The sequence below is a fragment of the Bacillus sp. CCB-MMP212 genome, from assembly GCF_022748145.1.
Classification (GTDB): Bacteria; Bacillota; Bacilli; order Bacillales; family Bacillaceae_G; genus Bacillus_A; species Bacillus_A cereus.
Window position 1 is genome coordinate 36,009 of sequence record NZ_JALDQE010000020.1, and the last position, 14,106, is coordinate 50,114.

Below are 14,106 nucleotides of genomic sequence, written 5' to 3' on the forward strand. Positions count from 1 at the left end.
ACTAATCTCCTTTGTATAGTTGTTTTATATAATGAAATTCTGCTTCCAACCCATCGGATAGAGAAACTGTTGGAGAATATTGCAGTAATGTATTGGCCTTAGATATATCTGCCCATGTTTGCTTCGGTTCCCCAGGAACTGATTTTAGAAATTTTTTGGTTGCTGATTTCCCTGATATTTTTTCTAAAATAGAAATGATGTCTAAAATGGAAGCCTGTTCCTTTCCACCGATATTGATAACTTCACCTATTATACTTTTTTGGGTCTCTAAAGCTGCCACCGTTCCTCGTATACAGTCATCAATATAGGTGAAATCGCGTGTTTGTGTTCCATCACCAAATATTGTGAGAGGTTTATCTTCTAAAAGTTGTTTAATTAATCTATGAAATGCCATATCAGGACGTTGTCTTGGCCCATAAACTGTGAAATACCTTAAAATAACAATTGGTATATGAAAATTTTTGTGATAAACATGACATAAGTGTTCACCACTTAATTTGGTAACACCGTATGGAGATAGGGGGGTAGGTAATAAATCTTCAGAAACTGCGCCAGATTTTTCACCGTAAACAGAAGATGTTGATATATGAATAAATTTATCTAATTTTATGTGTTTACAGGATTCAAGCAACTGCTGTGTAACTATTATATTATTTGAAACATAAGACTGAAAATCTTTTCCCCAACTTGTTCTCACACCAGGAATAGCAGCTAGATGATAAACAACATCTATATCTTGTAATAGTTTTGATAAATCTATATTTAAAATATCTTCTTGTATGAATTGAAAACGTGAATTCAATTCGAGAGATTGTATATTATCTGTCTTTAAAGTGGCTGGAGTAGGACCGATGAAATGATCAATTCCAACTACATGATATGCACTATTTTTAAGTAACGCTTGACACAAATGTGAGCCAATGAAACCAGCGGCTCCTGTTACAAGTATTTTCATGACCGACCCACTCCAATATATTGTAATCCGTATTTTTCTATTTCATCTTTTTCAATGCAATTGCGTCCATCTACGATTGTGCGTCCCTTCATAACTTGTTTGACTTGTTTCCAATTAAGTGTTTTAAATTCATCCCATTCCGTTGCGATAATAATGCAATCGGAATTTGTGATTGAAGTTTCTAGGTTATCATGCTGTGTAACTTGTTTTTTTAAATGTGGAGGAAGAAGAGCTTTGGGGTCATAAGCATGTAGATCATAGCCATGAGGAATTAATTTTTCAAGAAGTATTACGGCAAGGGAGCTACGAATATCATCCGTATTTGGCTTAAATGCAATTCCTAACACCGTTATTTTTTTTGAAAAGGGATTTTTTATAGCTTTTTGAATCTTTTCAACATAGAGATCTATTTGTGTGGAGTTAATGGATTGTACAGCTTGTAAAATAGGAACCGCTACGTGTTTATCACTTGCTGTATAGATAAGTGAATGTAAATCTTTTGGGAAGCATGATCCTCCATATCCCAGTCCCGCCTGAAGAAAATGAGGGTTAATTCGAAAGTCATGGCCAATTCCTTTTGCCACCTCAACAATGTCAATGTTATATGCATCACAAATCCGAGCGATTTCATTTATAAATGATATTTTTGTAGCTAAAAATGCATTGGATGTATATTTAATCATCTCTGCTTCATTTAGACCAGTACAAACAAAAGGAGCACTAATTCCTTTATATATATTCTGCATAATTTTTAACGACTTTTTGTCACCTTTTTGGGTTCCTATAATAGTTCTATCTGGGTGGAGCATATCACGAACAGCAGAACCTTCACGAAGAAATTCAGGATTAGAAACAATATTGAATAGGGATGATGAAACACCAGATTTAATAAGCTTTTCACATATTTGCTGATTTGTACCTGGTGGAACTGTACTTTTGGTAATAATAGTTTTATAAGATGTTATAGCTGGAACTAGTAGATCGATAACAGAATAGATATATTTTAAATCCGTCTTTCCACTTGATGTAGAAGGAGTCCCTACAGCAATAAAAATAATGGATGATTGTCGAATAGTGCTATCAATATCACAACTAAATTGTAATCGTTTTCGATTTTTATGAATAAGTTCTTTTAAATCTGGTTCATAAATGGGGCATTCTCCCTTTTGGAGAGAGTAAATTTTATCTTGAGCTTTATCTACGCATATCACATCATGACCTAAGTCTGCTAATACTGCTGCTGATGTAATACCAACATAACCAGAGCCTATAATACATATCTTCATATGCTAATCACCTTTCTAAACTTAGTACTAGTTGTAACAGTATATTGATGGACAAGTTAAATTGGTGACAAGTAAAAGGGCCTATTCATATAAGCAATGAAAGTAGGCAGAAGGTAAAGGCCTCTTTTAATTTCATTATGCGCAGGTACAGAGGGTGCTGAATACATTGTTATAAACAATTGAAGGAGAGAAGATTAGTGATTAAAAAAGCAATTATTCCAGCAGCTGGTTATGGCACTAGGAGCCTTCCAATTACAAAGGTAATTCCAAAAGAAATGTTTCCTATAGGTAATAAACCGGCAATTCACTATATTGTGGAAGAGGCTGTGAAGTCGGGTGTTGAGCAAATATTAATTGTACTTTCTAGCAGAAAGGATTTAATAGTTGATTACTTTGATCAATCATTAGAATTGGAAGCTTTTTTGGAAAAAGAGAAAAAATCGCATCTGTTAAAAGAGCTTATTGTCCCTAAGATTCAAATTCATTATATAAGACAGCCATATGCGAAAGGGCTTGGTGAAGCGATAAAATTAGGTGAAACATTTATTGGTAATGAACCTTTTGCTGTACTTTTACCAGATGATATTATAGTTTCTGATAAAGAAACCGCTTTAAGCCAGTTAATTAAAATTTATAAAGAGAAGAAAAATAGTGTAATAGGCATTCATAGGGTACCAAATGAATATGTAGAAAAGTATGGTATTATTGCAGGGAATATTGTAAAAGGGGATTGTATAGATGTTACAAATATTGTTGAAAAACCAAAAGTAAATCCTCCATCTAATCTTGCAGTAATAGGTAGATATGTTTTCACACCGGATATCTTTCCATTATTAAAAAATCTTCAACCTGGTGTTGGGGGGGAATATCAATTAACAGATGCGATACATTCTTTAATTATGACTAAAAAAGTATATGGAAAAATGATTAAAGGGAAACGATTTGATATTGGACAAGAAGATGAATATATGCAACTCCTTAACCTTTTATATGCAAAAAATAAAGTAAGCAAATATTGATTTATCATTTTAGCCAAGAAGACTCCTTCCTCAAGGAACGCGAAGTGAGTAGGTGGGAGTTGAATTGGCTTCGAACAAGGGATGGTAAGGAGCCATCTTAATTGTTCGTCATACATAAAGTGTTACTTCACTATCAATCGAATATACGTTCTGTGTGTAATGGTCATACAACGAAATGGAGGTGAATCAAATGATAATGAATAAAGCCTATAAGTTTCGTATCTATCCAAATCAAGCACAAGCAATTCCTAAAGATTTGATGAAACATATGTAAAAGTTAAGGGGAATGAGGAATATTTATGTCTTACCTCTGAGTCGATAGGTAGTGGGGGTACAACCGACTTTTACTAATAAAAAAGAAAAAATCATATGACTTCAGAGCGTTTTTTCAAAAAGTCTTGAGGCCTTTTCGGATTTCTTAGCTTTATGCAATTACAATAGGACAGAATGCATATTAACTGATTATAATTGAAGTGCGAAAAAGAGAAAAGAAAACAGTAAACAGACGGTATCTCAATCAGCTAAACAAAATACCTAAATTACATTATGTGTTTCATAAGACTCTTTTTAGGTTTTGTATGTCTAAAGAGTTGTGCGGGTATAGATAAGGAAAGTATTCATAATGGATGCTTTTTTCATTGTTATATAAAAACTACAGATTAAACGCTTTCAATGGATATATTAGTTATAGTTGGGGAGAATCATCATATAATGATACTGAACGGTTTCCAACATGTTCCCCTATATTTTTTCAAGAGAGAGCACTTATTGGAAGAGTGCGCTCTTTTGTTTTCACTTTTTGGGAAGGACAAGCATATATTGAATCGAAGTACAGGTTTGCAACTTATTTTATTTCAATGCTTATTGAAAACTACTTATCATATTAAGAGAGTCTACTGGCGCAGGTGCTTTCTTTTTGTTGAATAAAATGGACATTTGAGTAGATAATGCTTCCGTGAACTACCCGCCACTTAATGTCCTAGCGGACGGTTTGAAGTGGGGACTTCTTCGTTAATCATTACTTTTGATTAGCTAACGAATTTATCTTCTAAGCCGATACTAAACCGCTTCAATATGTTCTAGTAAAACAAACGGATATTCTTCTATTGTATAGTCACGCATTAGAATGTGGCTTTTTTTGATTGAAGTGATAAAAGGAATAGACTTTTCTGAAATACGGCTGAAGTCAATGCCGTTGCTATGGGAGTGCAATTCCTATCTAAAATAAAATGACGTTTGTTCTTACTTTATATAAACTTGTGTTCTTTTATAAAGTTTTTTTGCTTACTTCTGCATAAAGAAAAGATAATATACATTGCTTTTTTATATTGATATAACTCTAAAGAAAATGATTAAAGGTTGTATTTATGTCTATAAATTTTAATTATAAAATATAAAGTGTTCATTTTAACAAAGTAGTTATTTAGTAAGCATAAAAATAGGAGTGCCTAAAGGGCACTCCATGATGCCAATAACAACACTATAAAAGTATATGAGTGGTTTAACTAAATATGTTTTTATTTTTATACTTTAAACAAAATCTTTTTAAAAATGAAAGAGCACCCTGGAGAGTGTTCTTTTATCTAAACATGCATTGAAAAAGAATACACGACATTGTATGTGTATTTCTTTCAATTTTGTGTAGCTTTTAAATAAAACAAGCGCTTTCAAAGTAGTCTATGATCAAGATTTATATAAAAAAGTTGCACAAGATATTGTATATATGTTTTTAATGGTGGTGCAATTTTGAAACAAAATCATTATCATAAATTGAAGCAACTCCAATATGCGTTCCAAGGTATTAAAAAGCGAGAAGTATTACTATGTTAGAAGTAAAGTTATTGCAATTGTGGATTCCATAATAATAACTGTTAGGAATTTTAATAGTGCAATTGAATTTAATTATTATTATATATAAAATTAAATAAATTGAACAAGACCGTCACTTTGTACGTCAAGGTGGTCAGTGCAATTAATTAATGGCTTGATGAAAAAAGAAGCCCTGAATGAAATGTTACAGTGCTTTACTGGGAGGGGAGTTATGTCGTACTCAAAAGGGATTTTAACATGGATTTTGGGATAAATAAATTGGGGAATGTGTCCAATTGTTCTGTAGTCATTATTTAAAAAAAACACTATTTGGTAAGTAATTAGAAGAGCACTTAGAAAAGTGCCCTTTTGTAACGACTATACAATCTAAAAAGAGAGGATACAATATATCATATGTAGTTATGTTTATTTAATTGTGTGTCCTTTATATAAAAAATTTATTTTGTCATAAATAAAAAGGTGATTCTTTTTATACACACTTTCAGTAAAGCAGAGCACTTCTTTCAGATATGGAATATGCAATAGTCTGTAATCTCATCTTTATAATTCAAGTGACGAGCTTAATTTATAAGATAGGAATTTCTGCATTATAAGAATCTTAAGTATAACTAGATTCTTATAAAAGGGCAGCTAGCAAATACTAACTGCTTATTCTAAAGATGACAATCTGGATGTATAAATATAACATGACCAAGAAACGGGAGAACTATTTAAGTAAGGATATCGAATGGAGAAGAACCGTATCATATGGATCAGTTGTCATTTTTGAGAATATCGATGAAAAAAAGATGCGTAGACTTGTTGTGAAGGAGCTGAAAAACTATAAAGTATTGTGCGTTCGGATGAAAAATCAAGAAGAACAGGCTTAAGTTGGGAGCATTGTTCTTTTTCTTAAAATGTGGGGGGACAATAAAAATCATAAGATACATTCTAAACAAATGGAACGAACATGAAGATCAGCTGAAAATTATTGAGATGAAGCATCGAGAGAATGATACGGTAAAAGATTCATTTGTATACAACAGCTAATGATGAAACGTGATCCATTTTATCATTTTAGCCAAGAAGACTCCTTCCTCAAGGAGCGTGAAGGGCCACAGCCCAGTGAGTAGGTGGTAGATGAATTGGCTTTGAACGAGGGATGGATGGAAGCCATCTTAATTGTTCAACATACAGAAAGTGTTACTCCATTATCTATCGAATGTACGTTTGGTGTATAATAGTCATATATCAAAATGGAGGTGAATTAAATAATGATTAATAAAGCCTATAAGTTTCGTATCTATCCAAATCAAGCACAAGCAATTCTAATCAACAAAACGATTGGGTGTTCTCGCTTTGTATTCAATCATTTCCTATCCTTATGGGATCACGCATACAAAGAGACAGGAAAAGGCTTGACCTATAGTACATGCTCTGCCAAACTACCTGCCATGAAGAAAGAGCTTGTTTGGCTAAAAGAAGTGGATAGTATTGCGATTCAGTCGTCTGTTCGCAACCTTGCGGATGCTTATACGCGCTTTAAATCTAAGAAGAACAACGTACAATCTTATACCACAAAACAAACAAATGAAAACATTGCTGTTGTAGGGAACAAAATAAAGTTGCCGAAACTAGGCCTTGTTCGATTTGCCAAAAGTCGCGAAGTAGAGGGGCGTATTGTAAATGCTACAGTTAGACAGAACCCTTCTGGTAGATATTTTGTGTCACTATTAGTTGAAACAGAAATACAAGAACTTCCGAAAACACATTCTTACATTGGAATAGATGTAGGACTAAAAGATTTCGCTATTTTGTCAGATGGAACACACTATGAAAATCCGAAGTTTTTCCGATTATTAGAAGATAAGTTGGCGAAAGCACAGCGTGTTCTTTCTAGAAGAATGAAAGGATCTTCTCGCTGGAATAAACAACGAGTAAAGGTAGCTAGAATTCATGAATACATATCAAATGCTAGAAAAGATTACTTGGACAAAATTTCAACTGAAATCATCAAAAACCACGATGTTATCGGTATAGAGGATTTGCAAGTATCGAATATGTTAAAGAATCATAAGTTAGCTAAAGCAATTAGTGAGGTATCTTGGTTACAATTTCGATCCATGTTAGAATACAAAGCAAAATGGTATGGCAAACAAGTCATTGTCGTATCGAAAACATTTGCTTCTAGCCAATTATGTTCTTGTTGTGGATATCAAAATAAAGACGTTAAAAATCTAAACCTACGTGAATGGGACTGTCCTTCTTGTTGTACACATCATGATAGGGATATTAACGCAAGTATCAATCTAAAGAATGAAGCGATAAGGCTTCTAACCGCAAGGACTGCGGGGTTAGCCTAATCAATTAGAGTTCGATAGAACTCTTTACTTAGGAATCCCTCACTTCTAAACGAAGTGAAAGTGGGGGGAGTTCAACAGAGGAAAAAGTGAAATTGAGCTGATAACTATGGATTTGGGTATAACATGAGCTTGGTTTTAAAGTAACAGAAATGGAATTCTAGCATTTTGTAGTGTTGATATAGATAGGTTCAAATGAAGTTTTTCTGCTTTACATGTTATATTGTTTCACTGACCTATTTTTTGATAGGCCTAATTTTAATTCTATTAAAATTAGTAACAGATTGTCCAAACTTTACTAATCTATCTTACATAGCATGTAGTAATAAATTAAAAGGAGGAATTTAGTATGTCTTATTACTACTGTAATCATTGTAAGGATTACAAAAAGAAATATCACGATTGTCATAGAAGCAGTAAGGGTTATGAAAAATGTGATAAAAAGCATGAGGAGAAACCTTGGGTTAATGTAAAAGTAAATTGTTGTTCTGATGATAACCAATATAATCTTGTAAGAGCATCTGCTTTTAGAGCTGTGAGCACAGTTAATCAAAATTTACCAGCAAATACATTTGTTAAGGTCTTATTTCAAAATGAACAATTTGATTTAGCGAATGAGTATAATCCAGCTACATCAATTTTTATTCCAAAGACAAGAGGTGTTTATTCTGTTATTGGGACTATTGCGTTCATTCCCAATAATCTAAACACAAATTATAGAGCGCGGGTAGAAATTCGAGTTAATGGAAATCCGGCAATTGCAATAGATAATGATTTTTTTGGTCCAATAAACTTTGCTAATGTTGTTGCTGTTTCATCAATCATTCAATTAAATGCAGGGGATATAGTTGAGATTTTTGCACAAAGTAGTGTAGCTGGAGTTATTTCTAATGTAGAAAATAGTACGCATTTTGAAGCTGCAAGATTTCCATCACCAGACGCATAATTGATATGAAAATTTTTCTGTGACTTTATATAGAGAAAGTCCATAATTTATATTTGACTTGCATTTATGCAGGTCTTTTTTTGATGAAAAATGTTTATTGTGATACAAGTTGGTTACATTATTTGGGGAATCTAAATTATTTATATAAATTTTGCATGATGTGTACTTAGAAATAATATGTTTATAAACGAAGGGGTATCATCCAATATATGTTTTGGTTGATACTTTTTTGTTTTATGAACAAAAAGGCTATTAAAAAAAGGGTGATAAAAATATCAAATCCTTTTCACTATGTACATTTATTTCACTGTCTCATTTAATTCTTTTCCAGATTCAAATGTAGGTTCTTTTGAAGCAGCGATTTGTATTCCTTCACCTGTTTATGGGTTACGTCCTGCACGTGCAAATCTTTCACACACTTCAAATGTACCCAATCCTAGTATCTGTACTTTTTCTTTATTAGCCTAACGCATTTATTATCGTATCTAATACAGCCTGTGTTGCTGCAACTACCTCTTTTGGTGTAAGTTCTATTTTTTCCGCTACTACTTTTGTTAATTCTGTCTAATTCATTTTTAGCACATCTTCATATGTAATTAGGTAACTATTACAACGTGTGTATTTTTATGATGCAATTTAATAATATACATAGAAAAATCCCTAGCAAGAGCTAGGGGGACAATTTCTGTATGGTAGTAAGAAAGAAAAATGTGTTCATCACACAATTTATATTTTTACATTTTGATTTTATACAACAAAAATTACCTAATCTAGATAATCTACTTATTTCTACATAAAGGCTACTTTCAATACAATCAGTCAAATTACTACTAGTAAACCCTTTTTAGATATATAATTGTACTATTAAATGCAGATGATACCAAGCAAACATAATTTAATCTGCTTGTTCATAGGAGATTAATAGCTAGAAATATGAAAATTTATAAAAAATAAAAAGGGTGGATAAGATGAAAGCAACAGGTGTTACACGAAGAGTAGATGAATTAGGACGAATTGTTCTTCCGAAAGAGTTAAGAAGAACATTAGGAATTGTAGAAAAAGATCCTATGGAAATATTTGTATAAGATGAAAAATCATTTTACAAAAATACAAATCTTATGATGCTTGTGCAATAACTGGTGATATTTCAGAAAAAAATATATCATTAGCAAATGCTCAAATCGTTCTTAGTCCTGAAGGTGCTAAACTGTTAATTAAGGAAATCCAACAGCAATTAGTTAAGTAGATTCATTATTCTTAGTAAATTACATTAAAGCAAAAGACACCTTAATAGATGTCTTTTGCTTTAACTTGAACCAACATAATTCCATCAATACTACTTTTACAATAGCAAATATATCAGCAATCTTTCATATCATATTCATTTTAGCATAGATCAGACTGTTTTTAAATCATTCGAATATTAAAAAATATAAATTTGGAATTCCTACCTTAAAAGGGGTCCCGCCACATCGCTATCAAGCTGAGGTTTTGAAGTACCCCCTAAACGAAAATTTCTTTTCTTTACAGGCAGTTACTTTGAGAAGTCAGCTCATTTTTTTCGTTTTAGGGCGTTTATTTTTCTTAAGCTGATGGGCATGTATGGTGACCCACATAATAGAAATAGAAATAGAAATCAAGAAAATGCCAAAAAAGTTGGCATTTTCTTGATTTCTATTTCTATTTATTTTTTCACAAAACATTTACCATATTCAACAAAATCACAATCTACATAAAAATAATTATTTCCAGACCAAATTTGAACTCGTTGCTTTGCGCTATCAAAAACATAATTATCATATCCTGGATATGCATCTCTAACCCATACATATTCAGTAGCTGCGCTGACAGGTAATGCGGATGTAACTAAAGCAGTTGCTAAAGCAATCCCTCCTATAGCTTTCTTGATTTTAGATTTCATCATATTTTATATCCCCCTTTATTTTTTGCTATTAAACTTTTAATGTTTAATAGATTACTATCAATATAACACTCTTCTGATAATTGTAAATATTTAGGTGGTTTATAAAAAATATGCAGAATATTACAAATATATGTATAATTACCACAAGGTAGTGCCCCTTAATATATAGAGGAGGGCGTTTATGAAATCTACGGGAGCCTATCTACATTAGGAAACTACTATTGATTAAAGGAACAAAGCATATAAAAAGACACTGTATAGTGTCTTTTTATATGTGGATATAGCTCTAAAGAAAATGTAGTGATTAATCAAAGAAACTTGGATGCTTATTGGTTAAACTTAGTATAATTTTAATATACATAAATTTTATTTCAAACTTATAATAAGATGGAACATAATAGGGTTATCTCTGAGAAGAATTTAAGAGAAAAATTTAAAGATAGTGAAGGATAGCTTGAAATCTTTTTCAAATTTGTGCTGGGAAGCTAGAAAAAGTAAAAAAGTGTTCTTTTTTACTTTTTACATGTTATTTTGCGGAAATGAATTTAATTAAAATGAGGCGTGCATTGTGAAGCTAGACGTGAATGAGTTAGCAGAGTATCTTGCCAATACTCCTTTCCGAGTAGAAGGAGTATATCGTTATGCTAAAAATCCAGGTGTGCCTTGTGCTGAGTCTACAGATTATTTCCCAGGATTTGTATTTCCGCTTACAGGGAAGACGCAATTTCAATTTAATGGTACGCCGTATACCCTTTCCCCAGGAAAAGTTATACATGGGGGTGCTAAAATGACATTAGCTCATAAAATGCTTGGTGAAATAAACTGGGAATATATTCTCGTTTTATATCGGATAAGTAATTCAGAACGAGAAGACTCTGGCTTTACTCATCAGCATTTTGAATTATTAACAGGACAATCTCCTCGTCTTGTAGAAATACTTATGCGTCTTTGGGGTGTGTATAATCAGCGTGGAGGCATTTCGATGTTTCAGACCGAAATGCTGTTTCGCGAAGCGTTGAATGAAGCTTTATTAAGTGTTGTCAATAGAGAAAACAACTATGAGTCGCATACTTTATTCGAAAGAATATCTAGTTATGTTCATAAATAATATTATAAAGATATTACAATGCATACGCTTACAGAACAAAATAATATTAATCGAAATCGTCTTTCTTACGTGTTTAGAAAGCATGCAGGTATGGGGGCAGCAGAATATGTATTGAACTATCGTATAAAGATGGCTCAAAAAATGTTATGTACAAGTGGTGTGCCTGTACAACAAATTGCGCAGGCTGTTGGAATCGCAGACCCTTTTTATTTTAGTAGAGTTTTCAAGAAGCGAGTTGGCATTTCGCCTACTAAATATCGCGAGAAGTTTATCAATAATCCATACTAATGTCAACAGGGGTCCATTCTTATTTGAAAATCACTGTTCTATACTTATGGAGAATTAAAGGAAACATTGGATTGCAAGAACTTTCATTGAAATCACTCCTTTGTACTATCTGAATGAAAAGTTCTGGCCGGAGCATTTTCTTTTTAAGCATAATGACGACTTTTTTACTTAGATTATTGTAATATAGTGGAAGTTAAATATGAGGAGGGATTATTATCCATTACCAACCTATTAAACTAAATGACGAGTTATCTAAAATTAACGATTATTGGTATCCACGAGTGATTGGTGAAATGAATGATGATCAAATTCAGCTTTTTAAAGCTAATGGAGATTTTATATGGCATGAGCATCCTAATACGGATAAGCTATTTATTGTGCTTGAAGGGGAGATGTTCATCGATTTTCGTGATGGACAGGTGAAAATTTCTAAGGGCGAGATGTTTATTGTCCCGAGAGGCGTTGAGCATAAACCTTTCACTGAAAAGGAATCCCACATCATGTTGGTAGAGCCTAAAAGGGAAATGGATTGATAATTGTATCTAATGTTTCGTTGGCAGATAAGAAAGTGTAGATAAAATTGAGAAGTTAGGATTTAAATGCTCTATTATGGAAATATTATGCAGTGACCTTTTCCTTAGTAATTCGTCCGTATTCCTATTCTAATATCTAAAATAAAAATACATCACTATTAAATAGTGATGTATTTTTATTTTAGAAAGAATCGTTGTACGTAGCTGTACGAAAATAAAATTCTCTTTAATTAATAAATTAAAAGCTCTATTCTATTAGAGTTGATGATATGTTTTTATTTACAATATTATATAACTCTTATTTGTCTGGAAAATTGATTTTTTCTGTGGATACTATAATATTTTAGCTTAATAGCGATGCGGCTCTACCTCGTTGTACACAATACAAGTATTTCTTGCACAAGAATCTAAGACACTAAAACAAAAGTTTTTTCATTTATTTACAAAAAATTCAGTTAATGGTTTTTTATTCCTATAAATGTATATATCTTTTATATTTTATCCCTTATATGCATTTAAAATAGTTTTATTTGTATATTTATTAAATTTCGGACTATTAAAACTTTAAAAACTTTTCAATAAAATCGTTTGCCTCTTCTGTATAAGAAATATATACTTTGAGGTGTAAGGGTGAATACCTTATAAAAATTTAAAGGAGGTTTTTTTATGAAAAAAATGAAAAAGTTAGTGAACATTGCTTTAGCTGGAACTATCGGTTTAGGAGGATTGGGAGCGTTCGCACCAACAGATGCAAGTGCAGCTGAGGTCTCTCCTGCTAAAACTAATATTCCTACTAACTTATCTACTGAATTACCTACTAATTTTGTAGAGTCTAAGTTACCAAATGCAGCGAAAGCTAGTGCAAATTTAGATGTAAGTATAGATGTATTAGGTATCGCTAATTTGATTAGGAATGCTATTAATAGTCAAACTAATCGTTCAGGATTTGTAAAAGGTGTAATGGAATCAACATTTTATTCTGCAGGTCAACGTTATAATGTTATGGTTTTTAACTTAAACCAAAACTATGAGGATCGTTTTAACGGTGTTAAATTCTTCGGAACAACAGTATATGATGGAATCACTTTTGGAATTTGGGTATTTGAGGATGGGGAATTCACGAATAAAGGTGATGGCGGATGGATTAACTGGGCATTTAGAGGTTGGTTTGATCGTGATGGTGGCCATGTTAAATTTTATCGCCCATAAAAATAAACCACAAAATCAGCCAATTTTGCGGTTTATTAAATAAAAAGCATTACCTAAGCCTAGGAGGTCATATTCTAAAATCAACTCCTAGTAAAAACAGTATAGATGATATTTATTAAAAAGAAAAGCACTCTTGGGAGTGTTTTTCTTTTTTTATTTAAAAATTAGGATTTTTAGGAATGGAAACAACAAACCCTTTACCTTCTTTGTTAACATAATATTTCGGAAATAAATAATAAGATTGTTTGTGTTTTTTATCATTTTAGCTAAGAAGACTTCTTTCTCAAGGAGTGTGAAGGGGCACAGTCCAGTGAGTAGGTGGGAGGCGTTCAATTAATATTAGAACATATAAAAAGACACTATAGTATGCATAGTGTCTTTTTATATGTTGACTTATTCTGAAAGAAAGTGTAGTGATTAATCATAATTTGTTGGATACTTCTTGGTTAATTCTATTATAACATTATCATGGAAGAATTTAAATGCATTTATGCATATATATAATTTTATTATATTTTAGACACGTCTGAATTTCTTTCGATTTCCAAAAGTTCCAGTTTCTTTATTTTTATATCTATACTATAATTTAACGAATTTCCGGAAAGAATTCTCCTTCCTCAAGCGTGTGAAGGGCGTAGCCCAACGGTAGGTGGGAGATGAATTTCGGTT

General features: G+C 32.1%; 10 protein-coding genes and 4 pseudogenes. 9 read left to right on the top strand and 5 right to left on the bottom strand.

Features of this window, described 5'->3' with window-relative positions; all coding sequences use genetic code 11:
• Position 1: 1 nt before the first annotated feature.
• Both MRP26_RS29470 and MRP26_RS29475 read right to left on the bottom strand, forming a co-directional pair.
• Complete coding sequence (locus MRP26_RS29470; protein WP_197241637.1) at positions 2–955, bottom strand: NAD-dependent epimerase/dehydratase family protein; 954 nt, start codon at positions 953–955, stop codon at positions 2–4.
• Entirely contained in the window at positions 952–2,241 is a 1,290-nt protein-coding gene (locus tag MRP26_RS29475) for a UDP-glucose dehydrogenase family protein (protein ID WP_242807399.1), read from the bottom strand. Before MRP26_RS29475 ends, MRP26_RS29470 begins: the two co-directional genes overlap by 4 nt.
• Before the next feature lie 197 nt (positions 2,242–2,438).
• Between MRP26_RS29475 and galU the strand changes: the two genes are divergently transcribed.
• Together galU and MRP26_RS29485 are read left to right on the top strand one after the other, a co-directional pair.
• The gene (gene galU, locus MRP26_RS29480) at positions 2,439–3,260 is read left to right on the top strand and encodes a UTP--glucose-1-phosphate uridylyltransferase GalU (protein ID WP_242807400.1); all 822 of its coding nucleotides are present in this window, start codon (positions 2,439–2,441) and stop codon (positions 3,258–3,260) included.
• 190 nt (positions 3,261–3,450) lie between these two features.
• Positions 3,451–3,534, top strand: a complete 84-nt coding sequence (locus MRP26_RS29485; protein ID WP_346770930.1) for a helix-turn-helix domain-containing protein — start codon at positions 3,451–3,453, stop codon at positions 3,532–3,534.
• A gap of 788 nt (positions 3,535–4,322) precedes the next feature.
• Here MRP26_RS29485 and MRP26_RS29490 read toward each other — a convergent pair.
• Positions 4,323–4,475, bottom strand: a pseudogene (locus MRP26_RS29490) (Y-family DNA polymerase); the annotation flags it as partial.
• 1,301 nt (positions 4,476–5,776) lie between these two features.
• On the opposite strand from MRP26_RS29490, the gene MRP26_RS29495 reads away from it, so the two are divergent.
• The 3 genes from MRP26_RS29495 (at position 5,777) to MRP26_RS29505 (ending at position 8,375) form a co-directional block, all read left to right on the top strand.
• A complete protein-coding gene (locus tag MRP26_RS29495) occupies positions 5,777–5,959 on the top strand; it encodes a hypothetical protein (protein WP_133300474.1) in 183 nt (60 codons plus the stop codon).
• Between the two features lie 384 nt (positions 5,960–6,343).
• Positions 6,344–7,432, top strand: coding sequence for an IS200/IS605 family element RNA-guided endonuclease TnpB (tnpB, locus tag MRP26_RS29500; RefSeq protein WP_242807401.1), 1,089 nt, complete (start codon positions 6,344–6,346; stop codon positions 7,430–7,432).
• Between the two features lie 346 nt (positions 7,433–7,778).
• On the top strand, positions 7,779–8,375 hold the full coding sequence (locus MRP26_RS29505; RefSeq protein ID WP_044585220.1) for an ABC transporter permease: 597 nt from the start codon (positions 7,779–7,781) through the stop codon (positions 8,373–8,375).
• 299 nt (positions 8,376–8,674) lie between these two features.
• Here MRP26_RS29505 and MRP26_RS29510 read toward each other — a convergent pair.
• A pseudogene (locus tag MRP26_RS29510) lies at positions 8,675–8,909 on the bottom strand (HU family DNA-binding protein).
• 434 nt (positions 8,910–9,343) lie between these two features.
• Here MRP26_RS29510 and MRP26_RS29515 point away from each other — a divergent pair.
• Positions 9,344–9,621 (top strand): annotated as a pseudogene (locus MRP26_RS29515) (AbrB/MazE/SpoVT family DNA-binding domain-containing protein).
• 438 nt (positions 9,622–10,059) lie between these two features.
• Here the strand turns inward: MRP26_RS29515 and MRP26_RS29520 are convergent.
• A complete protein-coding gene (locus MRP26_RS29520) occupies positions 10,060–10,299 on the bottom strand; it encodes a transcriptional regulator (RefSeq protein WP_197241641.1) in 240 nt (79 codons plus the stop codon).
• A gap of 568 nt (positions 10,300–10,867) precedes the next feature.
• Between MRP26_RS29520 and MRP26_RS29525 the strand changes: the two are divergent.
• From MRP26_RS29525 to MRP26_RS31180, 3 genes and pseudogenes are all read left to right on the top strand, one after another.
• Positions 10,868–11,695 (top strand): annotated as a pseudogene (locus MRP26_RS29525) (AraC family transcriptional regulator).
• Positions 11,696–11,988: 293 nt separating this feature from the next.
• Positions 11,989–12,228, top strand: a complete 240-nt coding sequence (locus MRP26_RS29530; protein WP_000997182.1) for a cupin domain-containing protein — start codon at positions 11,989–11,991, stop codon at positions 12,226–12,228.
• Between the two features lie 666 nt (positions 12,229–12,894).
• Positions 12,895–13,437 (top strand): hypothetical protein, encoded by a 543-nt coding sequence (locus MRP26_RS31180; RefSeq protein ID WP_000738326.1) that lies wholly within the window; start codon positions 12,895–12,897, stop codon positions 13,435–13,437.
• The last annotated feature ends 669 nt before the right edge of the window (positions 13,438–14,106 follow it).